Source organism: Promicromonospora sp. AC04 (genome assembly GCF_003058225.1).
Classification (GTDB): domain Bacteria; phylum Actinomycetota; class Actinomycetes; order Actinomycetales; family Cellulomonadaceae; genus Promicromonospora.
In genome coordinates, this window is sequence record NZ_QBUG01000001.1 from 1020079 (window position 1) to 1045472 (window position 25394).

Consider the following 25394-nt stretch of genomic DNA (forward strand, 5'->3'; position numbering starts at 1 on the left):
TCATCGCTCCTGTTCCTGGGCGCCGACAGAGATCGACCGCCTTGCCGGTGCCGGTTCGGACACGAGCCGAGGCAGGCCGTCGGACCACGCCAGCTCGGTCGTCTGGGCGGTCCCGTCGTCGTACCGGACCGAGACCCGACACCGCGCGGCATCCACCGCACCCCAGGCGGACGGCAGGACGACGTCGAGGTCGAGCTGTGCGGTCCCGGAGGGCAGCACGTGGTGCTGCACGCTGACCTGCTCGCCGAGCGCCTCGTTCGTGAGCCGCACCTCACCGATGGGCGTCTGCGTGTCGGCCAGCAGGAGCGCGAGGCTCAGCACGGTCCCACGCGGACGGGGCACCGCGGCGTACGCAACGGCGCGCAGCCCGTCCCTGGCCCGCCGTGCGGCCTCCTCGATCCGCGCGACGTCGGACGTGCGCACCGCCGCGTCGATGCTCCTGAGGTCGGCCGGCAGCGACTCCGCCGGGACCTCGGCATAGTGCCACCGACGCTTGTCCGCCAGCTCGGCCGCGCCGATGGGGGCGGCGGCGTTGATGGCGGCGTCAGCGGAGGCGGCGTCGGCGAAAGCCCGCAGGAGCCGCACGTACTCGGTCCGCACGCGGTGGAGCGCCTCGCCATTGGAGTCCTCCATGGCGGCGAGCCAGACCTGGTCCCGGTCATCAGTGCTCACGGCCGCGCGCGGCGGAGCCGCCAAGGGCGCTTCGTCCCACGACCACAGCTCCCAGGGGAACGCGTCGAGCAGCGCGTCCGCGTCGAACTCGGGGCCGGGCTGGCCCCCCAGCACCAGCGCTTCCTCGACCGTCTCGGCGATCGGCTCGAACGCCCGGCCCGTGCCGGCGAGGTAGTCGCGGTACTTGAACGGGTGCTCGTGAGCGGACCGCACGAAGCGTGCCGGGATCCCGAGCGCCTCCGCGACGATGACGGCGTGCAGCGACGTGCTGATCACGAACCGGCTCGAAGCGATCTGCAGGAGCACCGAGTCCACGTGGTCCTGCGGGTCGAGCGTGTCCAGCTCGTACTCGCCGTCCGCCGAGGTGACGTCACCCTTGTCGTTGAAGTTGGGCACGAAGAGCACGTCCCGCGACGGTGCACGGCTCACCCGGAGCAGCTCGGGCATGACGTCGGCCAGCAGGAGAACCGGATCACCATAGATCTCCGGCACGTCGAATCCCTGCCCGGACAGGAAGCGCCGGGTCAGCGGCCCCCGAACGGCGCGGAACGCCACCTCGTCCGGGATGTCCCTGGTCGCCGCCAACATCTTGCCGTTCACCCCGGACCCCCACACGACGGATCGCTCCGGCGCGAGGTGGAGGATCGATCCGACCGACAGGAGTGCCGGTCCGTCGGGCGCGACCTGACGTGTGGCGGATCCGACCAGGCGGGACACGATCGCCGGGCCCAGGACGTCACCGAAGTTCGCCACCGGCGCGCCCGACCGGACCGGGTTCCAGTGCACCACCGGTACCCCCGCGACCCGCGTGACGGCCCGGGCTCCCCCCAGAGCACCTGCCGCATGGACGTTCGGGTCTGCTGTCAGATAGTTCATCAGGCACCGGCCTTCCGGGACGCGTTGAGCAGGGCAGCCTTCCTGCGGTTCTTGCGGGCGCGCAGGATGCGCCACTCGACGGCGCGATAGACCCGCAGCTTCTTGGCGCGCCGGCCGACCCGGACGCTGCGCCAGCGAGCCGCCGCGGCGACACGTGCCGCCCCGGAGGCGAACGTGCGCAACCCGAGCTCCGGCCCGCCCGCGACCCGCATGGGCCGGACCACGCTCAGCGACGAGGTCCCACCCGGCCACTCGATGCGGACCGGCAGCTCGAGCTCGCCGAACGCGTCCTCGACGACCACCCGGAGCCGCCAGTCGTACCCCGGCTCGAGGGCCGCGAGATCGGCGTCGACGGACCATCCCGTCTCGTTCACCGAGACCCGGCCGAAGAGCCGCTGCCTGTGCACGTCCCTCTGCTTGCCCTCGGAGCCGAGCGCCTCGAGCCGGAGCACCCGCACACCTGGGCGAACCGGTCCCTTTCCCCTCAGGTGCAGCACGCGGCCCCGGCTCCCCGCGACGGTGGCGACGAACTTCGGCCGGTACCTGTACGGGTTGCGGTGGGCCTCGCGCCAGACGTCGTTCGACTCCCCGTGCAGCAGCGCCTCCGCGACGCGTACCTCCCTCGTCGCCGGGGCGGCCGTCGACTGCAGCGGAACCTCCTGATCGACCCGGCTCGCGAACACCATCAGGCGCTCGGCGAGCTCGCCGTCCCAGGCATGGGACACGTCGATGAACGGGCGCATGACGTCGTCCCGCCAGAGCTTGCCGACCAGGCGCCGGTCGATCCCGTCGACCATGGCCGTCGAGATGGCCTCGGCAGACGCCGAGATGGAGGCCGACGCACCGGCAGGCCGCTTGCCGACCTCGCGTTCCCAGACGATGCGCGCGAGGTCGAGGTGACCGTGCGCGGCCAGGTGGAATACCAGCGCGCGCCGCGCGCCGATCCGCTCCAGCGCCTCGAACGGCGCGAGCGAGACGAGCCCGGCGACGGCGTCCGACACGGCCGCACGGTCATCCTTGGCGAGATGGTCCAACCCGTCCTGCATCAGCTTCCCGAGCGTCGCCCAGGCGTCGGAGCCGAGCGCCGCGTGCCAGTACTCGCGCGCGAGCACGCTCCTGTCGTCGTCCGCCACCAGTACCGCGCAGAGGCGTTCCTGCACGAAGTAGCCGATCAGCGACCGGACATCGCCGAGCCGCGCGGTCATCGAGCTGCCACCAGGGCGCGCACGGTAGTGATAGACCACCTCCGGCGTCACGGCGATGCTCCGCGCGAACAGCATCGCGGCGGTCATCGGGAGCATGTCGTTGCCGCGAGGCGTGGTCGGGAAGTGCAGCCTGTGCTCGGCCCAGAACTCCCTGCGGATGAGCCTGTTCCAGCACGTCCGGTTCCGGATCAGGCGGGGGCTGAGGTCGAGCGTCGTCCGTTCGAGCCGGCGGTCCAGCCCGTACATCCTGGGGTCGCTCCAGGTCGACGAGGTCCACACCCGCTGGAAGCCGCCCACGGTCACATCGGCCCCGCTGCGCTCCGCGAGATCCAGGAGCGAGCGGTACGCGTGCCGCGGGACGAGGTCGTCGCCGTCGCAGAAGATGACGTACCTGCCGGCGGCAAGCTCGAGCCCCGCGTTCCTGGCCTGCGCACCTCCGCTGCCGGGGTTGCGCACCGGTACCACCCGGGTGTCCCGGCGCGCCCAGGCGAGGACCTTGTCCCACGTGCCGTCCGTCGAGTGGTCGTCGACGACGATCAGCTCGAGGTCGTCCATCGTCTGCTCCAGCACGGAGCGGATGCACGCGTCGACCCACGGGTCCACGTCGAACGTGGGCATGACCACCGAGACCATCGGCCCGTTCTCCGCTGCGGGAGCGGAGCTCGCGGTCACCCGCTCGGCTGCGGGCCGGACGACGGCGGCATCGGTGGCCGTCAGGCGAAGCGCCTCGAGCAGCGCCACCGGCAGCCCGTCATGCCGTGCCTCCTGCTCGGGGCCGGCCAGGAGCTCCAGCGCCGCAGTCAGGGTTGCCGACGGCACCCTGCGCAGGGTCGCGGCGTCGCTCGCCTCGAGCAGCTCCGCCACGAACTCCGTCGCGACGGTCCGCGTCTCGCTGTCGGCCTCGCCGAGAGGCTTGATGCGCGAGGCGACCTCGTACCGCATCACCTTCTCCACGAAGAACTGGACCGCTTCCGAGACGTCCACGCTATTGAGCTCGCGGAGCGCGGCCCGGACCTGGACGGCCCAGTCCAGGATGGTCCGGGACGACGCCAGCCCGGTGGTGATGGATCCGGGCCGACGGCGGTACAGGTACATGCACCGGGGCACGACGTCGAAGGCCGCCGCCCGCGCATAGGCGCGCATCGACGGCACGACGTCCTCGCACTTGGTGGCCTCCGGCCACCGGATGTCCTCGCGAACCAGGAACTCCCGTCGGAACACCTTGGTCCAGGCGGTGTGGTCGTACACCAGCTCCGGGAGGTCGGCCAGGGTCGCACCTTCCGCGCCCGTGTCGTACACCGCCGGCCGCGTGGTCCAGTACCGCTGCCGGCCCGACGCCGTGCCGAACTCGTCCGCGTAGGCGGTGGCGAAGTCCGAGCCGGACCGCTCGAGCGAGGCGACCAGCGCCGCGTAGGCCCCCGGCGCGACGATGTCGTCGCTGTCCGGGAAGGTCACGTACTCTCCCCGCGCGTGGCCGAGGCCGACGTTGCGAGCGGCGCCCAGCCCTACGTTGACGGGATTCTCCACCACGCGGACCTCGTCGTACGCGGCCTCGAACTCCCGCGCGATGGCGGCCGAACGGTCCGGCGACGCGTCGATGACGACGATGATCTCCTGCGCGATGCCCTGACCGACGATGCTGTTCAAGCAGTCGTCCAGGTACCTCTCCACCCCGTAGACCGGCACCACCACCGACAAGAGCGGTGTCTGCTCGTCCCGTGTTCCGGGAGCTCCCATCAAGATCTCCTGTTTTCCCTCGTATTACGGCGTGCCACTGGTCGCGTCCTCGTCAGGCGCGCTGCGCGGCCGTCATCCCGCGCGTGTCGATCAGCCGCCGGGCGGCGAGCTCCCCCGCCAGGCCGCGGAAGGCCGTGTGGTCCACCAGCAGCACCTGGACGTCGCCGCTGTCGAGCGCTTCGGAGGCCTCGACCAGCCGCACGTTGCCGAACTTGGCGAGCTGGCCCGGCAGTGCGTCCACGTGCGGCTCCACCACGAGGACTTCCGCGTGCGGGAACGCCATCGCCATGTCCCGCACGATCTCGACCGCGGGCGACTCCCGCAGATCATCGATGTTCGGCTTGAACGCCAGGCCGTAGGCGGCGATCACCGGCGACTCGGTTCCGGCCACGGCGTCCAGCACCTTGTGCAGCACCCAGCGGGGCTTGGCGTCGTTCACCTCGCGTGCCGTCCGGATGAGGCGCGCCTCCTCGGGCGCGGCGTCGACGATGAACCACGGGTCCACCGCGATGCAGTGCCCGCCCACGCCCGGCCCGGGCTGCAGGATGTTCACGCGCGGGTGCCGGTTCGCCAGGCGGATGAGCTCCCACACGTTGATGCCCATCCGGTCGGCGATCACGGACAGCTCGTTGGCGAACGCGATGTTGACGTCGCGGAACGAGTTCTCCACGAGCTTCGCCATCTCCGCGGTGACGGAGTCCGTCAGCAGGATCTCGCCCTGGCAGAACACCTGGTAAAGGTCCCGCGCCCGCTCGGCGGCCTCCGACGTCAGGCCGCCCATGATCCGGTCGTTGGTCACCAGCTCGACCATCACCCGTCCGGGCAGCACACGTTCGGGGCAGTACGCCACGTGGATCACCGGCTTGCCGTCGGCAGGGTCCAGGCTCAGGTCGGGACGCTCGTCGAGGATCCAGCCGGCCATCTGCCGGGTCGCGCCGGGCGGCGACGTCGACTCGAGAATGACGAGCTCCCCGCCGGCCAGCATCGGCGCGAGCGCCTTGGCGGCGGCCTGGATGTAGCTCAGGTCGGGCTCGTGCTCGTCCCGGAACGGCGTCGGCACGGCGACGATGAACGCGTCGGCCGGTTCGGGCGAGTCCACCGCCCGGAGCTTCCCGCCCGAGACCGCGCCCTTGACGTACCCGGCGAGGTCCGGCTCAACGAAGGGCACCTCGCCGCGGTTCACGGCGTCCACGGTGTCGGGATTGACGTCGATGCCGACCACGTCGAGACCACTGCCTGCGAGGATCGCGGCGGTGGGGAGCCCGATGTAGCCCAGCCCGATCACGCCGACCTTGCTGATTCCCATGCGAACCTCAGAACATGACGTGCGCAGCCGCACGTCCGTAGATCTTGACCGTGCCGCTCGCGAGCAGCTCGGCATCTGACACGTCCCAGGAGTGCAACCCGGGGGAGGCACCGCGCACCTGGACGAAGTTGAACCGGTCCGCGGAGTACACGGCGCCGCCGGCCGTCACGACGTCCTGCAGGAACGTCGTGTCCTCGCCGCGCGACAGCGGAGCGAACCGCACCTGCGTGGCCAGCGCCCGGCGCGCGACGATCGTCGGGCCCATCACCCGGTCGGTGTACCGGTGCTCGCGGTCGGCGAACCTCAGCATCGTCAGGTCCTGGCCGGCGAGGTACATGTAGTGCGCCTGCTTGCCCACCACGTCCGCACCCGAGTAGGCCATCGCGTGGAGCTGGTCGGACAGGTACTGCGGGCCGTAGAGGTCGTCGTCGTCGATCTTGGCGACCACGTCACCGTCGGCGGCGTCGAGCAGTAGGTTGAGGCAGTCGCCCAGCGGAACCTCCGCGCCCGCAGACAGCAGGGCCAGCTCCTGGACGCCCGCCTCCTTGGCGCGTGCCTCGACGTCGGCCGCGGAGAGCTCGAACCCGTGCGTCAGCAGCGCGACCTGCAGGTCCACGTCTTCCTGCGCGCCGAGCTGCTCGAGCACGTGGTCGAGCTGATGCGGCCGGTTCGTCGAGACCAGCGCCGTCACCGTCGGTCGCGGGACCACCTGGGAATCGGCCAGACCCACCGAGTGCAGCACCTTCTGCGCGCGCGCCGAGTACGTGTGCTCCCGCCAGATCCGGCGCTGCCCCTTGTGCACCGCGCGATCGCGCAGCTCCGGAGACCGGACCAGGGCCCGCACTGTCGACCCGGCCGAGTCCCGGTCGGCGACCACGAAGACCTCGTCGCCCGGGAAGTACTCCCCCACCGCGGCGCTCGACGTGGACACGACCGGCGTCCCGCTCGCGGTGATCTCGAAGATCCGGCGCGCACACATGCTCGGGGAGTCCACCACCGAGTTCACGTTCAGGAAGACCTTGTACTCCCGGTACGCGGTGAGCATCCGGTCGTAGTCGAGCGACCCGACCACCCGCTGGTCCAGCGGCGCCGGGAACTGGTACTTCTCGTCCTTGCCGCGGAACCGGGAAAAGATCTCGAGGCCGTGCTCCATCCTCGACGACGCATCGAGCGCGCCGCCGAGCAGCAGGTCCATCTGCTCGCGCCGCTCGGGATACTTGTGCGCGAAGTACATCCCGGCGAACGCCACGTCGCGCTGCGGACCCTCGCCGTGGAGCCGTACCGGGTTGTGGATCGCCGGCTGCGCCGCGAACTCGAGCACGCCCACGCGGTCGTGGCCGAGCGCCTCGACGTACGCCGGCACCCGGCCCACGTCGGTCGTGTACACGCGGTCGAACAGCCGGGCCGAGTCGAGGAAGTCCTCGAAGTGGACCGGGTCCTCCTTGTTCCAGAAGGCCGTCGGCACCCCCGCGGCGCGGCACGCCTCGACGAGCTCCACGAAGGCGGGCCGCGGCGCCGTCGGGCCCGTGAGGTGGTACTGCCACGCATCGTGGTTGCCGTGCCACGCGGACTCGACGAACAGCAGGTCCAGGCCCGCGTCCAGGTCGCCGCGCCACGAGGCGGGCGTCAACGCCACCTGGTCCCACTCGGGTGTGAACGCCATGCGGGAGAAGTCGTCGAGGATCACGCCGACGCGCAGGGCGCGCGGCCCGCCGAGGCCGTTGCCCGACACCGGACGGGCCGGCCAGGGGTCGAAGGTCATGCCCTTCCGCGTGATCCGGGCCGTCCCGGGCCGGGGTGCGAGCAAGCCGCGTTCCCGCCGCAGGTGCGTCCGGAGCTGGTCGAGTCCGCCGTGGCGGATGTGCCAGATGGCACGGCGCAGGGCGCGCACCCGGCCATCGACGCGGTCCATCACGGCAGTTGATCCCCTGGTCAGAAGGTAGATCGCACCCCGGGCCATCCGCGGATCATTCCGGTTCGGAGGCCCGAGGTGCGTCATCGGTCGCGTCATGCTACTGGCTGGAAGCCGCCGAATTCACCCAAAGGCCGAAAAACATCCAATTGACCAGGGAAATAACCATACTAATTCAATCGGAATTGCCGGTTACCGTGCACTCGCCGAGACGTGCACGACCCCAGGTACCCTCGCACGTTGATGACCTCCACCCACGACGAACAGCCGCACCGCCGCCAGACCATTGGTCGCCGACAGCTGCTGCTCGTGAGCGGCCTCGTGGTCGCCGGTGCTGGGATCGGCGTCACGTATCTGCGCCAGAGCGAACCCGACCCCGCGGGCGGCCCGACACCACCTGCCGAGACCACGCCGACGACCCCGTACACACGGTTGCGCGACCGCTGGTACGCCCAGCTCACCGGCGGTGACGTCGACCTGTCGGTGCCCGAGATCGCCCGGGCGGTCGAGGCTGTTGACGCCGCAGCCCAGAACGCCCGGGCCGGCATGTCCCCGCGCGGAGACCGAACGGGTGTCTGGCCGGACCTTCCACTGGAGGGCACCGGCCGCACCCGCGCCGTGGCACTGCGCCACACGGCAGACCGCCTCGGCTCCATGGCCCTTGCCTACGGGACGGTCGGCGCCGCGCTGTACCGCGATCCCGACCTGCGGACCAGCCTCGTGGACGGTCTCGACCTCCTCGACGAGCGCTATGCCGGCTTCGAGACCACGCTGGACGAGCCCTGGTTCGACCGGGAGATCAGCGTCCCGCTCGCGCTGACTTCCATCTGCCTGCTGCTGGGTGACGACCTGGAGAAGGACCGTCTCGAGCAGTACCTGGCGCCCGTCGACTCGTTCACGCCGGAGCCGTCGAAGGCGGGGGCCAACCTGGTCTGGACCTCGCAGGTGGTAGCCGAGCGGGCGATACTCCTCGACGACGGTGCCAAGCTCGACGCGGCCCGGGAGGGGCTGCTGCGCGCGCTCCACACCGTGACGTCGGGCGACGGCGTCTACCCCGACGGCTCGTTCATCCAGCACAGGCGTCACCCGTACACGGGCGGATACGGGATCTCGTTCCTCAGAAGCTCGGTCCGGCTCGTCGAGCTGCTGCACGGTTCGCGCTGGCAGGTCGACGGCGCGCAGCTCGACTTTCTCCTGGACTTCGCGATCGACGGCGTGGCGCCGTGGCTGCACAAGGGCGCTCTGCTCAGTCCCGTGCGCGGCCGTGAGATCTCGCGCCGGCCGGCCTCCGACCACAACGCCGGCCAGGTCGCGATGGGCGCGTTCCTCGCCGTCGGCGAGCTGGCCCCGCCGGAACGACAGGAGATCCTGGCGGGCATCACCCGCCACGTGATCGAGCAGGACACGCTCACACCGTTCCTCGGCACGAAGAACGTGCCCGCGGTCGCGGCCGCCCATCGTCTGCTGGGCTCCGGGGTACCGGCCACGCCCCCCGAAGAAGGAACCAGGGTCTATGCCGCGATGGATCGCGTGGTGCACCGGCGCCCGGGCTTCACGTTCGCGATCGCCATTTCGTCATCTCGGATCGCGACGTACGAGGCGATCAACGGCGAGAACCAGCACGGCTGGTGGACCGGCAGCGGCGCGACGTACCTGTACGACGACGACCTCGCCCAGTTCGACGACGGCTACTGGCCGACGGTGGACGCCACCCGCATCCCGGGTACCACGGTCCCCACCGGAAATCCTCCGGACGGGAGCGGCTCGGACGTGCTCAGCGCCGTCGGGCTGGCCGGCGGCGTCTCGCTCGACCAGCTCGGGCTCGCCACGATGGCGTTCCGCGCTCCCGCCGACTCGCCCGACGCCGTGACGGGCCGGAAGTCCTGGTTCCTGCTCGGGGACGAGATAGTGGCGCTCGGCGCGGGGATCACCGGTCCCGTCGGCCGCGCCGTCGAGACCGTCGTCGAGAACCGCAAGCTCTCCGCCGACGTACCCCAGCCGTTCGTCGTCGACGGGGCCGACCTCGGGACCGAGCCGATGGGCAGGTCGTTCGGCAACCCTGGCTGGGCACACCTCACGGGTCCCGTCGAAGGATCCGACATCGGCTACGTCTTCCTGACGGATGCGCGCGTGCGCGCGTCGCGGGAGTCACGGACCGGGCGCTGGTCCGACATCAACCACAGCACGGCGTTCGACTTCCCCGACGAGATCCAGCACGACTACCTGACGCTCTGCATCGACCATGGGCGCGGGCCGCGGGGTGGCCGGTACGCGTACGTCCTGCTGCCCGGCGCCTCACCCGAGCAGGTCCGTGGCTACGCGGCGAGCCCCCCGGTGACGGTCCTCTCCAACACACCCGGACTTCAGGCCGTCCGCAGGGGCGACGTGGTCGCGGCCAGCTTCGGGTCCACGGACGAACAGTCGGTCGCCGGCATCACGGCCCGTACCAGGGTCTCCGTGCTCCTCGTCCAGGACGGAAGCACGCTCTCGGTGGCGGTCAGCGACCCGAGCCAGTCCGTGCGGGGCACGGCCCGGATCGGGCTCGACCACCGCATCGGCCAGGTGGTCACGGCCGACCCGCGGATCCAGGTACAGGCCGACGGGGCCACCTCGACGCTGCTCGTCGACCTGTCGGACGCACGCGGGCAGACCTTCAAGGTGGTCCTCGAGACCACCTGACCGTCCAGGGCCCGGGTGGCGGCGACGACGGCCGGCGCGGCTGCTGCACGACGGCCGGCAGCCGGTCTATGCCCTCCTGCCCCGCGCGGCGCGTCGGGCGTGACGTATATCTCCGTCCACGAGGTTGCGTGCAAGAAGATCATTCATTCGATCAGGTGCGGGCATCGGCGATGATCCTGATGCCAATTTCGGCTACTACGATTAAGCCTGCCCCGCAACCGGAGAACCCCGGTCGAGGTGAATTTTGGTATCCCCCGGCAGGTCGCCGGGCTGAAAGGAGAATCGCAGTGGTCGCCCGCTTCAGACACCCGCAGAACCGCGGGATTCTCCTCGTCACACACCACTTCGCACCCGAGACCGGCGCCCCGCAGGGACGCTGGGAAGCGCTCGCGAGCCACCTCGTCCCGGCGGGATATCCCGTGACGGTTCTGACGCCTCCGCCGCACTACCCTTCGGGAAAGATCACCCATTTTTCACCCGCTTTCCTGGCCGGATCGGTAACCCAGAGAATCCATGGCGAAAAGATCATCCGGGTGAATTGCCGGGAGCATTCCCAGGACCTCGGCTCACGCGGTGCCGACCAGGTCGTAGCCGCCGTCAGCGGCACGGCCCGGCTGCTCGGCACCGCCGAGGAACATGTCGTGGCTGAGGTGTCCCGGCTGCTGACGAACGATTTCACTGCCGTGACTGCAGAGGGTGGAGCATGAGCAAGACCAGGGTCTTTGTCTATGGCTCGTGCGTGTCACGAGACACGTTCGAGCATCTCGATCCGGAGCAGTTCGAGCTCCTGGAGTACGTGGCGCGGCAGTCGGTGTTGAGCGCTACCACCCGGCCCGTCGAATCCGTGGCTCCGCCGGTGCTCACGTCCCGGTTCCAGCAGCGGATGGTGACCGGCGACTTCCGATCGAGCCTGCGCCCGCTGCTCGCTCAGCATGCGGCGGACATCGACCTGCTGCTCGTCGACCTGACCGACGAGCGGCTCGGTGTCTACCTGCTGCCCGACGGCACTGTGGTGACCCGGTCCGTCGAGCTCATCGAGTCGGGTGCGGAGCAGTCGCTGCCGCCGGGGGCGCAGCACGTCGCGTTCGGTACGCAGCAGCACTACGAGTACTGGTCCGGCGCCATCCGGGCGCTTGGCGACTCGATCCGGCAGACCGCGCCGCGGGCCGCCGTCGCGCTGCTCGACATCCCGTGGGCGGAGTGGTCGGAGAGCGGGCAGCAGACGCCGGACTCGTTCGGGATCGGGGCGGCGCAGGCGAACCCGGTGTTCCGCTCGTACGTGGAAGTCGCGGTGCAGGCTCTGGGTGCGCACGTCGTCTCGCTGGACCCCGCAGAGGTCCTGTCCGGGCCACATCACCCCTGGGGGGACGCACCGTTCCACTACGCGGAGAAGGTGTACCTGGAGGTCGCGCTGCGCCTCACAGGACAGGACGGGCGCGTCGTCTGGGGCCCGGGCGCCACCAGGAGCGGATCCTCGCCTACGGTCTCGACCGGCCAGGGCACCGCCCACAACGGTGCAATCGGCTCGAGGGCCCAAGGCTCTCCAGACCCTCTTGTGACAGTTGTCGTATCGAACAACAATGACGCATTCGCGTTGGGCACTTGCCTGGAAAGTATTCAGCGTCAAAGCATGGGGGTCGAGAACCTCGAGGTTCTGGTGGTCGACAACGGTTCGACGGACGACACACAGCAGATCCTCGACCAGTACCAGCACCATTTCCCGTACGGCAATTTCCGAACGATCGCCCAGAAGAGAGCAGTGTCGTCCGCTTCTGGACGAAACACGGCAATCACGGAAGCGCGAGGAGAGTACATATACTTTGTCAACGCCTCCGACCACCTTGGGCCCGACGCTTTGCAGGCAATGGTTCACAGGGCCTACAAGAACTCTTCAGAAATAGTCATCGGCAAGCCTGTCGGCGTAGGACACTCAGTACCGAAGAAGCCCTTCGAGAATTCTTACGACACTATCGAGCTGGAGCGTTTCCAATTTGCCGAGGTCCTGCATGCACACTGTCTGTACCGTACGGATTTCCTTCGCAAGAACGAGATAGCGTTCGACATCTCGCTACCGGCGTTGATCGAACGACCGTTCGCGATGGCCACCTACGCCATGGCCGATAAAGTGTCCGTCGAGAGCAGCGTTGACTGCTACTACCTGGTCCGCCACGACAACGCACCTTCGAAGCCACCCCTTCCCACCATCACCGGGGCCAACCCGCTTGCCGTCGTCTGGGCAACGTTCAAGGCCGCTTCGAACACGAAGACTCCAGCAGCAAAGAGGCAAGTCCTCAAGGCCCGATACTGGAATCGTATCCTCACGAGTGACCTTGTGGGCGAATTCCGCAAGCAGACTCGTTCTGACGCGAGCCTCAAGTTCATCGCCGATCTGAACCGGCTGATCGGTGCACACAACCCTGACCCCTACCTCAAGAACATCAGCGCGAATGCGCGGGTGTTCCTCTTCCTGGCCCAGACCGGTCGGCCCGCCGCCCTACAGGCATACCTCGACATGACCGACAAGGGCGGATCAACATCGGCCAAGAAGACAGCTACAACGAGGTAGTGCTCAGCCTTGAGCGAAGTGGCCGCATGGTGAAGTAATCGCATTTCATGCACTTAAATACCCCTGGAGTCAACCTCAGATGCCAAACGACCTGCCCTCCGGCAACTTCGAAAGGAACACGGTCACGATCGGGGGGACCCGCATCACCTCGAGCGCGGAACTACCAGCCGGAGTGTCGATCAATTTCACACCCCGCTCCGCGGGAAACCGGGTCGAGATCGCTCCGGATCAGAGAGTGAGCAGCCTTACCGTTGACCTGGGCAGCGCACGCGACTGCACCGTCCAGCTGGGCCGGCTGCGCGTGCCCTTCGGTGGTCTGCGCGTCTCGTTCGTAGCAAACAACGGGCGCATATCAACCGGATCGGAGGTGACCGTCGGTGACGGATGCACGTTCAACGGGTCCACGCACATCATCGGGGCGCTGTCCGACGGGGTCGCCGTCCGTATCGGTCGGGACTGCCTTTTCGCCTCCGGAGTCACCGTGCGCGGATCGTCGCACCACGGCCTTTGGGACCTCGATTCAGGAGCGCTCCTCAACCCGGAGGCCGGAATTGAGATCGGTGACCATGTCTGGCTCGGCGCCAGCGTCATCGTTCTCAACAAGTCAGCAGTCCCATCAGGGTCAGTCGTTGCCGCAAGGAGCATCGTCAACCGGCAGTTCAGTGATGAGAATGTGCTTCTCGCGGGAAGCCCGGCTGCCGTGAGGCGCAGCCGCGTAGCGTGGACGCACGACTTTCCCGTGGACAACGGCGTCTCGCGACGCGATCCAGAAGCAATACGGGACAGCGTGCGTCACAGCCGGTGACCGCAGCTGCCGGCGGTGGGCCGGAGACGACACGAAAGCGCCCCGCCACCAGACGGTGACGAGGCTGCTTCCGCCTCACGGTGCCATCGACCACATCAGGCTTCGACGCCACCGCTCTCGATGCTCGCGCCCCGAGCAAAGTGCGGCGCGAGCTTGTTGTCCACCATCGACAGCGCGGCGCCGATGGCCATATGCATGTCGAGGTACTTGTACGTGCCCAACCGCCCACCGAACAGGACGTCCTTCTCGTTCGCAGCAAGGTCCCGGTACTTGAGCAGGCGCTCACGGTCCTCGCCGGTGTTCACCGGGTAGTACGGCTCGTCCGAACGCTCGGCGAAACGTGAGAACTCATGCATGATCACCGTCTTGTCGGTCGGGTAGTCCCGCTCAGGATGGAAGTGCCGGAACTCGTGGATGCGTGTGTACGGCACATCAGCGTCCGCATAGTTCATCACCGGGGTTCCCTGATAGTCACCGATCTCGAGCACCTCCTCCTCGAAGTCGAGGGTGCGCCAGGACATCTCGCCCTCTGCATAGTCGAAGTACCGGTCGACCGGACCCGTGTACACGACAGGCACGTTCCCGACCACGTTGCCCTTGCTCACCGGCTGCGTGTCGTCGAAGAAGTCCACTCCAAGCCGCACCTCGATGTTCTTGTGGTCCGCCATGCGCTCGATCCACCGGGTGTAGCCGTCGACCGGCAGGCCCTCGTGCGTATCGTTGAAGTAGCGGTTGTCGTACGTGTAGCGCACGGGCAGGCGCGAGATGATCGAGGCCGGCAGCTCGGTCGGATCCGTCTGCCACTGCTTCGCCGTGTACTCACGGATGAACGCCTCGTACAGCGGACGCCCGATCAGCGAGACACCCTGCTCGTCGAGGTTCTCCGGCTTCCTGGCTCCGAGCTCGGCCGCCTGCTCCTTGATGAGCGCACGAGCGGCTTCGGGCCCGTGAGCGGAGCGGAAGAACTGGTTCACCGTGCCGAGGTTGATCGGCATCGGGTACACCTCGCCCTTGTGCGTGGTGAACACGCGGTGCACGTAGTTCGTGAACGCGGTGAACCGGTTCACGTACCCCCACACCCGCTCGTTCGATGTGTGGAACAGGTGGGCACCGTAACGGTGCACCTCGATTCCGGTGGTCTTCTCCGCTTCGCTGTAGGCGTTACCACCGATATGCGGGCGCCGATCGATCACAAGGACCTTCAGGCCGTACTCCTCGGCGATTCGCTCGGCGACGGTCAGGCCGAAGAATCCCGACCCGACGACAACAAGATCAGCGTTCACGTGAATCCCCTGCTCAGCGCTTGAAGAGGTCGGCGATCAGCCGAGGGACGACGGTGACCGCCTGGCCGGCCCGCCAAGTCTCTGACGTGCGGATCTGTACGATCCTGCGCTGCTCGAGCGCGACCTCGCGCTCAAGCCGCCGGACCCGCTGGTCCACCCCGTCCGGGTCGGCGGCACCGTTCCCCAGTGCGGAATAGACCCGCTCCAGCTCCGCGCGGTGCTCGGGGTCCGAATCGAGGAACGCCAGATCCCAGTACGACCCGGTCCCGTGCTCCTGCGTGTACCGGATCATGCCCAGCATCGCCCGCTCCTTCGGCTGCGTGAAGAAATCCAGCGGTTGGTCGGACACACCCAGCTCGGGGAACCAGTCGGTGACCAGGGTCTTGTAGAAGTCCTCACGCACATCCGTCGGCAGGTTGTTGAGGTGCCAGAGCAGAAGGTGCAGGGCGTAATTGATGAACTTGCGCTGCAGAGGCGGGTAGATACCACTGCGCACAAGCTGGTCGCGGATCGCCAGGAGTGCGAGGTGCGCGTTGTCCGGCGACTTCGACGTCGAGTTCGAGATCGAAGTCTTCACGTTCCGCCGGTGGGAGACGAGCTCCTCGTCCAGAATGGTGATCCGGTCGCAGCACAGCAGCGCCGAGTAGACGAAGTACGCGTCGTTCGTCGAGGTCAGCGCCTGGAAGCGGATCCCCGTGTTCTGCAGGTAGGTGCGAAGGAAGAGCTTGTCCCAGGGCCACCCCACGAAGGCGAAGAATGGGTTCGCCGAGATCGCGGCGGCAGGGAACGGCCGGGCCTTGGGCAGTTCTGCGATCCGGACGGCGTGCTTGATCGGGCTCGTGCGGCCGGTGGTCGTGTCCAGGTCGCGGGAACGGAAGACGCAGATGGACGCGCGGTCCGCCTTCGCCTTGCCGTAGGCGCGCCCGAGCATCCCCGCATCGAAGACGTCGTCGGCGTCGAGGAATGCCACGTACTCGCCCTGTGCGTTGTCCAGACCGAGATTGCGTGCGGCACCGGCTCCCTGGTGCTCCTGCGTCAGAAGGATGACCCGGTCGTAGGGGTCGGATTCGGCGAACTTCTGCAACTCCTCCATCGACTCATCGGTCGAGCCGTCGTCGACCAGGATGATCTCGAGGTCACGAAGTGACTGTGCCCGGAGCGCCGCCAAGCAGTCCTTGAGGTAGGGCATCGCGTTGTAGACCGGAACAACGACGGACACCTTCACACGACCGGTCTCGTGCTGGTAGTAGTACTCGTCCGCGTCCCGCATGATCCACTGCACGCGGTTCCATTCGCCGACGCCGAAAGCCGATTGGATCAGCACGCCGCGCTCGGCGTCCTTCCTCAGCACGTCCGACACCATGTGGCAGTACTCCCGGCGCAGGCTCGGCGCCAGCCGCTTCATCGTGAAGTCGATGTTGTGCCACCGTTTGAGCCCGTAGACGCCAATGAATTCTTCAGACAGTTCGGAGCGCTTCAAGAGCCATTCCCGGATCCAGTCATACTCCTGCAACGCGACGTCCGCCTTGCCGGTCGACTTCACCGACGAGTTGGGGTTGTCGCGCCGGTTCTCGTAGAAGACCTCGTTGATGTACATGACGCGGCGCGCGAGGCACATCGTCTGAAAGAAGAACCCGTTGTCCTGGTAGGACGCACCCGGAGTCTCGTGGTGCCAGATGTCGTTCTCGATGAGGAACTCGCGGCGGTAGATACCGCACCAGGTGTTCATCGGGTAGCGGAAGATGCCGACCTGCTGGGCCGGGTCGAGGACCTGGCCGTAGACCGACGGGGTCGACGCCGATCGTACGATCACCTCGGTGCGGTGCTCCCCGACGCCACGGAAGCGCAGGTAGTCCGCCTTGACGATGTCGAGGTCGTGCTCGCGCCCCGTCCGCCAGAGCGTCTCGTACATGGCCGGCCGCACGACGTCGTCCGGCTCAAGAATCCCGACATACTCGCCAGTCGCATGGCGGAGGGCCACGTTCATGGCCACGCCGTAACCAGCGTTCGCCTGGGTGATGACCTTGAGGCGATCCGAATGCTCCTGCGCGTAACGTGCGAGAATCTCCGAGCTCGAATCGGTCGAGCCGTCATCTACGCAGATGATCTCCAGGTCCGTCAACGTCTGGTGAATCAGGCTGTCCAGCGCAGCCTCAAGATACTGCTCGACGTTGAAGGTGGGAACCAGGACCGAAACACTCGGCCGGCCGGAATCCTGATCGGTGGTTGCGGTACGCCTGAAGCTTTCGGTCATCGCGCTTGGTGTTCCTATCGTCATGAAGTCTGTCAGAATCAAAGATGAAGAAATTCAATGCGCTGCCAGCCATCTCCTGGTGGAGAGGACGATGGCTTCTGCCGCGCTCGGCGCACCCTGCGCGCTCAGGCTCTCGCGCATTGCCGCGCGCACTTCGTCGATGCCTCGTCCAGCGGTCAGATCGGCGACAGCGCCGGCAATCCCGTCCACGTCTTCTGCCGTGATACCAAGACCTGCTCCGGCAACCGCTTGTGCACGCTTCTCCTGGTCGTCCCTCAACGTCACCGCGCTCGGCAGGTACACACCCGGCGTCCCGGTGTGCAGGTTCTCGTGCACGGAGTTGTACCCCGCACCGGTCACCGTGAACTCCCACGCCCCGGCGAGGTCCACCAGCGGGAAGCGCGCATCGATGGTCGCCGCGTCGTGCGCCACCGCGGAGGACAGCAGCGGCGACCTCACCACGACCGGGACGATGTCCCCGGCGCCGCGAACGGCCTCCACGGCAGCAGCCGTGGCAGACCCGTCGCCGTTGCCGCCGGACAGCTGCACGAGCGCATACCGCCGCTCCGGATCGAGCCCGAGCGAGGCGAGCGCCTTCTCCCGTGGCATGAGCCAGGCCGGTGCGAGGGACACCGGGTCCACCCACGTCGCGTCCTGGAAGACCTCCGGCGCGGTCTCCCGCGTCTCGGCGATGTCACCGGGCACGATGACCGAGGTCACGTGGTCACGCCAGCTCTTCACCTGCGTCAGGTCGGTGCCCTCGCGCCACAGCCCGCGGCGGAGCCACACCAGAGGCAGGCCCACCAGATCCGCGACGTCCGTCAGCGAGGGATACACCCACGTACCGTCGAAGACGACCGACTCCGGGCGATATGCAGCGACCTCGTCGAGGAGCCGGCGCGTGAACTGCCGGCGCCATCGGTCCTGGCTGACACCGGCCGTGGTGTGGCTCGGAAGGTACGCGACGTCGTAGCCCGCGGCAGCGACCGTCGAGGCCGCCGTTGAAAGTGTGAGGATCCGGCCATCGAGCGTGCTGCCCGCGTGTCGCAGCACCGCGGCGCACCGGGCGATGTGCCCCATGCCGCCACCGTTGCTCGTCACGAAGAGCACGCGCGGTGCCGCGCCCGCGGCCTGGGCCGCGTCCACAGGAGGGGCCTCACGCAATGTGGCCCACGCCATGTGCAAGGCCCCGGTCGCCGCTTCACGGCTCGTCGACTCGATCCGCTCGAGCGCCTTCTCCTGCGTCCACTCGTGCCGCGAAGCCTTCACGCGCGTGTCCTGCACGGTCGCCTCGAGCCGCTCGATGCGGCGACGCAGCCGCTCTTCGGGCCGTACGCTCGCCCACGACCCCGCTACAGCCACGAGTATGCCGACCGACAACAGCGCGCCCAGCACACCCGCGAACACCAGCCATGCACTCGGTCGTGTCGCGACCAGGCCAACCGTCAGCAGGGTCGCGGACACGACGACGAGGGCTGCCGTCACAGCAGCGGCCACCCATCGACGTCGGAACAAGACGAGACTCCTCAACGCAGCAACCCCCGCGTGTCCACCACGTGCCTACCCGCCAGAGGGCCGGCAAGTGCACGGAACTGCGCATGGTCCACCAGCAGCACGTGCACCTGCCCGGCCCCGAGCGCCTCTTCGGTCCCCGCCAGCCGGACGTTCGCCAGGTCGGCGAGCTCCGCCGGAAGCTTCTCCACGTGCGGCTCCACGGCCAGCACCGTCGCGTGCGGGAACGTCCGCGCGATCTCGGTGGTGATCTTCAGGGCCGGCGACTCCCGCAGGTCGTCGATGTTCGGCTTGAACGCCAGCCCGTAGGTGGCGATCACCGGGTTCGTCACGCCAAGATCCGCGACCGCGTCGACCACCTTGTGCAGCACCCAGCGCGGCTTGGCGTCGTTGACCTCGCGCGCCGTCCGGATCAGCCGTGCTTCCTCGGGCGCGGCGTCGACGATGAACCAGGGGTCGACGGCGATGCAGTGCCCGCCCACGCCCGGCCCGGGCTGCAGGATGTTGACTCGGGGGTGGTGGTTGGCGAGCCGGATGAGCTCCCAGACGTCGATGTCGAGGCGGTCCGCGACGAGCGACAGCTCGTTGGCGAACGCGATGTTCACGTCGCGGAACGAGTTCTCGACGAGCTTGGCCGTCTCGGCGGTCGCGGCGTCGGTCAGCAGGATCTCGCCCTGGCAGAAGACCTGGTAGAGGTCCCGGGCACGCTGCGCGGCCTCGGGGGTGAGTCCGCCCACGATCCGGTCGTTCGTCACCAGCTCGACCATGACCTTGCCGGGCAGCACCCGCTCGGGGCAGTGCGCGAAGAAGACGGCAGGCCGGCCGGCCGAGCCGTCGAGGCTGAGGTCGGGCCGGGCGGCCAGGATCCAGTCGGCCATGCGCTGCGTCGTACCCGGCGGAGACGTGGACTCGAGGATGACCAGCTCGCCGCCACGCAGCGCGAGCGCGAGTGCCTCGGCGGCAGCCTTGATGTACGAGAGGTCGGGCTTGTGATCGCCGGTGAACGGCGTAGGCACGGCGACGATAAAGGCGTCAGCCGCCTCCGGTGCCAGGGTCGCGCGCAGCTTGCCCGACGACACGCCCTCCGCCACGTAGCCCGCCAGGTCCGGCTCCACGAACGGCACCTCGCCGCGGTTCACCGCACTGACGGTCTCCGGGCTCACGTCGACGCCGGTCACCGCTACGCCGTTCGAGGCAAGGATCGCCGCGGTCGGGAGCCCGATGTACCCGAGTCCGATCACGCCGACAGTGCTGATCCCCATGGTTCCCCACCTCAGAAGGTGGCGTGCGTCGCCGCACGCCCGTAGTACTTGACCTCGCCGCTCGCGAGCAGCTCGGCATCGGTCACGTCCCAGGAGTGCCCGCCGACGGCGGACCGGACCTGGACGAAGTTGAACCGGTCGGCGGAGTAGACGGTCCCGCCGGCCTCGGCGACGTCCGCGAGGAACGCCGTGTCCTCACCACGCGGCAGCGCCCGGAAGCGCGTTGTGGAAGCGATCTCACACGCAGCGACGATCGTCGGACCCATCACGCGGTCGGTGTACCGGTGCTCACGGTCCGCGAACCGCAGGATGGTCGCGTCCGTGCCCTCGAGGTACATGTAGTGCGCCTGCTTGCCCACGACATCCGCGCCGGAGTACGCCAGCGCGTACAGCTGGTCGGACAGGTACTGCGGGCCGTACAGGTCGTCGTCGTCGATCTTGGCCACGACGTCGCCGTCGGCGGCATCCAGCAGCAGGTTCAGGCACGCGCCCAGGGGCACGTCGGACGGCGCGGACAGCAGCTCCAGGCGCTCGACGCCGGCTTCCTTCGCCCGGGCCCGCAGGTCGGCGTCGTCCGCTTCGAAGCCGTGGGTCAGGAGCGCGACCTGCAGGTCGACGCCGTCCTGAGCACCGAGCACGCCCAGCACGTGATCGAGCTGGTGTGGGCGGTTCGTGGAGACCAGCGCGGTCACGCTCGGCCGCGGGACGACGGGAGAGGTGACCAGCCCGGCGTCGTGCAGGACCTTCTGGGTGCGCGCGCCGTAGGTGTGCTCGCGCCAGATGCGACGCTGCCCCTTGTGCACGGCGCGGTCCCGCAGCTCCGGCGACCGCACGAGCGCCCGGATGGTGTGCGCGGCGGCCTCGCGGGTGCCCGCGACGAACACCTCGTCGCCCCGGAAGTACTCCCCCACCGCGGCGCTCGGCGTGGAGACGACGGGCGTCCCGCAGGCCGTGATCTCGAAGATCCGGCGCGCGCACATCGACGGCGACCCGACCACCGAGTTCACGTTGAGGAATACCTTGTACTCGCGATAGGCGGTCAGCATGCGGTCGTAGTCGAGCGAGCCGACGACGCGGCCGTCCAGCGGCGCGGGGAACTGGTACTTCTTGTCCTTGCCGCGGAACCGGCTGAAGATCTCCAGGCCGTGCTCCATCGCGGACGACACGTCCAGGGCCGCGCCGAGGAGCAGGTCCATCTGCTCGCGGCGCTCCGGGTACTTGTGCGCGAAGTACATCCCGGCGAACGCGACGTCGCGCTCCGGTCCGCGGCCGTGCAGCCGCACGGGGTTGTGGATCGCGGGCTGCGCGGCGAACTCCAGCACGCCCACCCGGTCGTGTCCCAGTGCCTCGGCGTAAGCGGGAACGCGGTCGACGTCGGTGGTGTAGACGCGGTCGAACAGCCGTGCCGCGTCGAGGAAGTCCTCGAAGTGAACCGGGTCCTCCTTGTTCCAGAAGACCGTCGGCACACCCGCGGCACGGCAGGCCGCCACGAGCTCGACGAACGCGGGACGCGGGGCCGACGTCCCCGTCAGGTGGTACTGCCACGCGCCGCCGTTGCCGTTCCAGGCCGACTCGACGAACAGCAGGTCCAGGCCTGCCGTCAGCTCGTCCCGCCAGGTCGTGGGGGTCAGGGCCACCTGGTCCCACTCGGGCGCGAACGCGCGCCGCGAGAAGTCGTCCAGGATGACACCGACGCGGAGCTCTGGCCCCGCCGCACCGGACACCACCAGGCCGGACGCCGGTCGGGCCGGCCACGGGTCGAACGTCAGACCGTCCTTGGTGAACCGTGCGCCGCCGGTCTGGGAGGCCATCGGCACCCGCTGCCGACGCAGGTACGTCCGCAGCTGCTCGACCCCGCCCTGCCGGAGATGCCATGCCGCGCGGCGGAGCCTGAGCACCGCTCCCGACGCACGATCCATCACGGCAAGAATGTCCCTGTCTGCCAGAAATTCATCAAAGAGAAGGGCACCCTGCCAGGCGCGAAATACAGGGTGCCGGACGTTCAGGATGCGCCATTGGTTGGCTCATGCTACAAGCGGTCACAGACCGACTTTGCCGTTTCCGGGTGAAAGACGAACATGTTCACCCGGGCAATCTTCAGGCACTTCCCGCCCACTCCGGGAGACGACGGCGGCGGCCCCCGCTACTGCACGACGGCAGGCAGCAGGTCCATCGCGTCGGGGTTGGCAGCCAGGTACGCCGGCACCTCGTCCTTGGCCACCGCCTGCATGAGCGGGTCGAACGCGTCGCGGTCCAGCACCACTGTCGACTGCCCGTCCGCGCTGCGCCCCGTGCCGGCGTACGGAGCGGTCATGAACGTGATGTCGCCGGTGGAGATCTCCCGGGCGCTGATCAGGAGCCCCTGCATCTCGTCGAAGGTGAAGCCCTCGTCGACCGCCACCGAGCCGGTGACGGCATCGAGGAACCGGGACATCTTCAGGAGGTCGGTCCGGTCGTCATGCACCTTCGTGGCGATGGCCCGCATCCATGCCTGCTGGCGCTGCACACGACCGAAGTCGCCGTTCGCCAGGGCGTACCGCTCCCGGGTGAAGTCCAGCGCTTCCGCACCCGTCATGGTCTGCTCGACGGATCCGCCGGCGTCGTCGGGCACCGTGATCTCTACCCCGCCCAGGGTGTCGGTGAGGGTCGTGAAGGACTCGAAGTCGGTCACCGCGAAGTGGTCGATGCGCACGCCCGTCAGGTTCTCAACCGTGTGGATCATGAGGCTGGGGCCGCCGTAGGAGAACGCCGCGTTCACCTTCGCCTCTCCGTACCCCGGGATCGGCACCCAGGAGTCGCGCGGGATCGAGATCACCGCCGCCGACTGCCGGTCGGCCGAGAGGTGCACGAGCAGGATCGCGTCGGTCCGCTGGGCTCCGGCCTCCCACGCGTTCGGGTCGCCGGCGGAGATCCGGCTGTCGGAACCGAGCATCAGGATGTTCACGGGTGCGGTCGACCCCTCCACCGGCGGCGCGCTCGGCCGCGTCGACGGGTCGATCTCGGCGAACGGGTCGTCGATGCGCTCGATGTTCTCGTCGAGCGAGATCCGGTAGCCGAAGTACGCCGTGACGCCGCTCGCGCAGACGAGGACCAGCGCACCAGCGATGACCGCCGCGACGAAACCCTTGCGACGACGGAAGCGCCGCACGGGTGGCGGCTCGAAGGCGACAGGGTTCGGCGGAGCGAGTAGCTCACTGATGCCATCAGGTCCATCCATACCCATGTAACTACAGTTCCGACGGGCCTCACCGCATCACCCCGCGAAGGAGATCACCCGGTATTCACCCGTAGTCGGACATCCTGGCTATTGCTCGCTCACGGCGAGGAATTCATCCGGGTGAATTCCTCATCGGTATTCCTTGATGAGGGAATGACAGCGGGCGGAAGCACCCGAGAATTTTTTGTTCCTCCGGGCCACCGACCGGGCCCGGCCGCCGCACGAGGGGCGTGAGAAGATCCGGCACATGCGCGGAATCATTCTCGCCGGTGGCTCAGGTACCCGCTTGCACCCCATCACCCAGGGCATCAGCAAGCAGCTCGTCCCCGTCTACGACAAGCCGATGATCTACTACCCGCTCTCGACGCTGATCCTGGCCGGGATCCGGGAGGTCCTGGTCATCACGACGCCGCACGACGCCGAGCAGTTCCAGCGGCTGCTCGGCGACGGCAGCCAGTTCGGCATCTCGATCACCTACACGACGCAGCCGTCGCCCGACGGCCTCGCGCAGGCCTTCGTGCTCGGCGAGGAGTTCCTCGGCAACGACCCCGTGGCTCTCGTGCTCGGCGACAACATCTTCTACGGCCCCGGCCTGGGCGCCCAGCTCACCCGGTTCGCCGACATCGACGGGGGCGCCGTCTTCGCCTACCGCGTCGCCGACCCCACCGCGTACGGGGTCGTCGAGTTCGACGAGCACGGCAAGGCACTCTCCCTGGAGGAGAAGCCCGCGCGGCCCAAGTCGAGGTACGCCGTGCCCGGGCTGTACTTCTACGACAACGACGTCGTCGCCATCGCCAAGGAGCTCAAGCCGTCGGCGCGAGGCGAGTACGAGATCACCGACGTCAACACGGAGTACCTGAGCCAGGGCCGGCTCCAGGTCGAGGTGCTGCCCCGCGGCACCGCCTGGCTCGACACGGGAACCTTCGACTCGCTGCTCGAGGCCTCGGACTACGTCCGCACCATCGAGCGGCGCCAAGGCCTGAAGATCGGCGCCCCGGAGGAGGTCGCCTGGCGGCGCGGCTTCCTGTCCGACGACGACCTGCGCGCCCGCGCCGAGAAGCTCACGAAGTCGGGCTACGGGACTTACTTGCTGGGCCTACTGGACGAGTGACGTCGCTGGTCCGCGCCGTCCGCACGATCGAACTCCTGTAGGCAGCGCGAAGCCCGGCTCACCAACCGTCCGGATGGCTGCCGGGCTCACTTCAAGTCAAGGCCGATCCAACCCCAGCACCGCCGGCGCCGCCACCTTCCAGCGTTCGGCCCAGTCGCCGATCGGCTCGACGCCGGCCTCGCGGAGCCGGTCGTGGCCCAGCACGGAGTACGCCGGGCGTGGGGCCGGTAGCTGGTAGGCGGCGCTCGTCGTCGGGTCCACCGGCGTCGTGCGCCCGGCGGCTGCCACCACCTCGCGGGCGAACCCGTGCCACGTCACCTGCCCCGATGCCGTCCCGTGGTAGATCCCGCCCGGCGACCGCGCTCCGACGAGCCGCACGATGAGGTCCGCCAGGTCGGCGGTCCAGGTGGGCTGCCCGGTCTGGTCGTCCACGACGCTCAGCCGGTCGCGCTCCCCCGCAACACGCGCGATGGTCTGCGGGAAGCAGCGCCCACCGGCCCCGTACAGCCATGCGGTGCGGACCACCAGGGCGTCCGGCGCGAGCGCGCGCACGGCCCACTCGCCGGCGGCCTTGGTGCGTCCGTACGCGGAGCGGGGTGCGACGGGCGCGTCCTCGGCGTAGGGCCGGGTCGCGCCGCCGTCGAACACGTAGTCCGTGGACACGTGGACCAGGCGCGCGCCCGACGCCGTGGCGGCGCGGGCGAGGTGCGCGGCGCCCGTCGCGTTCACGGCGAACGCCTCGGCCTCGTGGGTCTCGGCGTCGTCGACGGCGGTCCAGCCGGCGCAGTTGACGACGATGTCGTGGCCCGCCACGGCGTCGAGCACCGCTGAGGCGTCGGTGATGTCCAGGTCGGACCGGCGCAGCCCGGTCACCTCGTGCCCCGCGGCCTCGGCGACCGCCACCGCGTCCTGGCCGAGCATGCCTGCCGCGCCGAAGACCACCCACCGCTGCCGCGTGCTCTGTCCGCTGGTCACCCTAGGATCCTATCGAGGGTCG

Annotated in this window: 16 protein-coding genes; 5 read left to right on the forward strand and 11 right to left on the reverse strand. The window is 68.6% G+C overall.

The window, feature by feature from the left end; translation table 11 throughout:
• Genes C8K30_RS04430 through C8K30_RS04445 form a run of 4 tightly spaced genes read right to left on the reverse strand, consistent with a single transcriptional unit; the run spans position 1 to position 7708 of the window.
• Positions 1–1548 carry a polysaccharide pyruvyl transferase family protein gene (locus C8K30_RS04430; protein ID WP_108491614.1) on the reverse strand — a complete coding sequence of 516 codons (1548 nt, stop codon included), beginning with the start codon at positions 1546–1548 and terminating at the stop codon, positions 1–3.
• A complete protein-coding gene (locus C8K30_RS04435; protein WP_108491615.1) occupies positions 1548–4490 on the reverse strand; it encodes a glycosyltransferase family 2 protein in 2943 nt (980 codons plus the stop codon). The genes C8K30_RS04430 and C8K30_RS04435 overlap by 1 nt, the downstream gene beginning before the upstream one ends.
• Before the next feature lie 52 nt (positions 4491–4542).
• The gene (gene wecC / locus C8K30_RS04440) at positions 4543–5796 is read right to left on the reverse strand and encodes a UDP-N-acetyl-D-mannosamine dehydrogenase (protein ID WP_108491616.1); all 1254 of its coding nucleotides are present in this window, start codon (positions 5794–5796) and stop codon (positions 4543–4545) included.
• Between the two features lie 7 nt (positions 5797–5803).
• The gene (locus C8K30_RS04445) at positions 5804–7708 is read right to left on the reverse strand and encodes a glycosyltransferase (RefSeq protein WP_108491617.1); all 1905 of its coding nucleotides are present in this window, start codon (positions 7706–7708) and stop codon (positions 5804–5806) included.
• Between the two features lie 243 nt (positions 7709–7951).
• Between C8K30_RS04445 and C8K30_RS04450 the strand changes: the two genes are divergently transcribed.
• From C8K30_RS04450 to C8K30_RS30195, 4 genes are all read left to right on the forward strand, one after another.
• Positions 7952–10387, forward strand: a complete 2436-nt coding sequence (locus C8K30_RS04450; protein ID WP_108491618.1) for a polysaccharide lyase 8 family protein — start codon at positions 7952–7954, stop codon at positions 10385–10387.
• 287 nt (positions 10388–10674) lie between these two features.
• Positions 10675–11094, forward strand: a complete 420-nt coding sequence (locus tag C8K30_RS04455) for a hypothetical protein (RefSeq protein ID WP_108491619.1) — start codon at positions 10675–10677, stop codon at positions 11092–11094.
• Entirely contained in the window at positions 11091–12953 is a 1863-nt protein-coding gene (locus C8K30_RS04460) for a DUF6270 domain-containing protein (RefSeq protein ID WP_108491620.1), read from the forward strand. Before C8K30_RS04455 ends, C8K30_RS04460 begins: the two co-directional genes overlap by 4 nt.
• A 79-nt stretch (positions 12954–13032) precedes the next feature.
• Entirely contained in the window at positions 13033–13758 is a 726-nt protein-coding gene (locus tag C8K30_RS30195) for a hypothetical protein (protein WP_132231771.1), read from the forward strand.
• 95 nt (positions 13759–13853) lie between these two features.
• Here C8K30_RS30195 and glf read toward each other — a convergent pair whose 3' ends face one another.
• The 6 genes from glf to C8K30_RS04490 all read right to left on the reverse strand — a co-directional run bounded on the left by glf (position 13854) and on the right by C8K30_RS04490 (position 23217).
• The gene (glf, locus tag C8K30_RS04465; RefSeq protein WP_108491621.1) at positions 13854–15041 is read right to left on the reverse strand and encodes a UDP-galactopyranose mutase; all 1188 of its coding nucleotides are present in this window, start codon (positions 15039–15041) and stop codon (positions 13854–13856) included.
• Between the two features lie 13 nt (positions 15042–15054).
• The gene (locus tag C8K30_RS04470) at positions 15055–17337 is read right to left on the reverse strand and encodes a glycosyltransferase family 2 protein (protein WP_146197324.1); all 2283 of its coding nucleotides are present in this window, start codon (positions 17335–17337) and stop codon (positions 15055–15057) included.
• 12 nt (positions 17338–17349) lie between these two features.
• The gene (locus C8K30_RS04475) at positions 17350–18810 is read right to left on the reverse strand and encodes a hypothetical protein (RefSeq protein WP_146197325.1); all 1461 of its coding nucleotides are present in this window, start codon (positions 18808–18810) and stop codon (positions 17350–17352) included.
• A gap of 11 nt (positions 18811–18821) precedes the next feature.
• Positions 18822–20069, reverse strand: coding sequence for a UDP-N-acetyl-D-mannosamine dehydrogenase (gene wecC, locus C8K30_RS04480; RefSeq protein ID WP_108491624.1), 1248 nt, complete (start codon positions 20067–20069; stop codon positions 18822–18824).
• Between the two features lie 11 nt (positions 20070–20080).
• Positions 20081–21988: a glycosyltransferase gene (locus C8K30_RS04485; protein ID WP_233256965.1), complete on the reverse strand. Its 1908-nt coding sequence runs from the start codon at positions 21986–21988 to the stop codon at positions 20081–20083.
• A gap of 224 nt (positions 21989–22212) precedes the next feature.
• The gene (locus C8K30_RS04490; RefSeq protein ID WP_233256966.1) at positions 22213–23217 is read right to left on the reverse strand and encodes an LCP family protein; all 1005 of its coding nucleotides are present in this window, start codon (positions 23215–23217) and stop codon (positions 22213–22215) included.
• Positions 23218–23533: 316 nt separating this feature from the next.
• Here C8K30_RS04490 and rfbA point away from each other — a divergent pair, with 316 nt between their 5' ends.
• A complete protein-coding gene (rfbA, locus tag C8K30_RS04495; RefSeq protein WP_108491920.1) occupies positions 23534–24397 on the forward strand; it encodes a glucose-1-phosphate thymidylyltransferase RfbA in 864 nt (287 codons plus the stop codon).
• Positions 24398–24493: 96 nt separating this feature from the next.
• Here rfbA and rfbD read toward each other — a convergent pair whose 3' ends face one another.
• Positions 24494–25372, reverse strand: coding sequence for a dTDP-4-dehydrorhamnose reductase (gene rfbD / locus C8K30_RS04500; RefSeq protein WP_108491626.1), 879 nt, complete (start codon positions 25370–25372; stop codon positions 24494–24496).
• Positions 25373–25394 lie beyond the last annotated feature (22 nt).

Excerpts from the sequence above, each read along its gene's own strand:
- C8K30_RS04430 (WP_108491614.1), bottom strand. The coding sequence starts at position 1,548 with ATGAACTATCTGACAGCAGACCCGAACGTCCATGCGGCAGGTGCTCTG.
- C8K30_RS04435 (WP_108491615.1), bottom strand. The coding sequence starts at position 4,490 with ATGGGAGCTCCCGGAACACGGGACGAGCAGACACCGCTCTTGTCGGTG.
- wecC (WP_108491616.1), bottom strand. The coding sequence starts at position 5,796 with ATGGGAATCAGCAAGGTCGGCGTGATCGGGCTGGGCTACATCGGGCTC.
- C8K30_RS04445 (WP_108491617.1), bottom strand. The coding sequence starts at position 7,708 with ATGGACCGCGTCGATGGCCGGGTGCGCGCCCTGCGCCGTGCCATCTGG.
- C8K30_RS04450 (WP_108491618.1), top strand. The coding sequence starts at position 7,952 with ATGACCTCCACCCACGACGAACAGCCGCACCGCCGCCAGACCATTGGT.
- C8K30_RS04460 (WP_108491620.1), top strand. The coding sequence starts at position 11,091 with ATGAGCAAGACCAGGGTCTTTGTCTATGGCTCGTGCGTGTCACGAGAC.
- C8K30_RS30195 (WP_132231771.1), top strand. The coding sequence starts at position 13,033 with ATGCCAAACGACCTGCCCTCCGGCAACTTCGAAAGGAACACGGTCACG.
- wecC (WP_108491624.1), bottom strand. The coding sequence starts at position 20,069 with ATGGGGATCAGCACTGTCGGCGTGATCGGACTCGGGTACATCGGGCTC.
- C8K30_RS04485 (WP_233256965.1), bottom strand. The coding sequence starts at position 21,988 with ATGGATCGTGCGTCGGGAGCGGTGCTCAGGCTCCGCCGCGCGGCATGG.
- rfbA (WP_108491920.1), top strand. The coding sequence starts at position 23,534 with ATGCGCGGAATCATTCTCGCCGGTGGCTCAGGTACCCGCTTGCACCCC.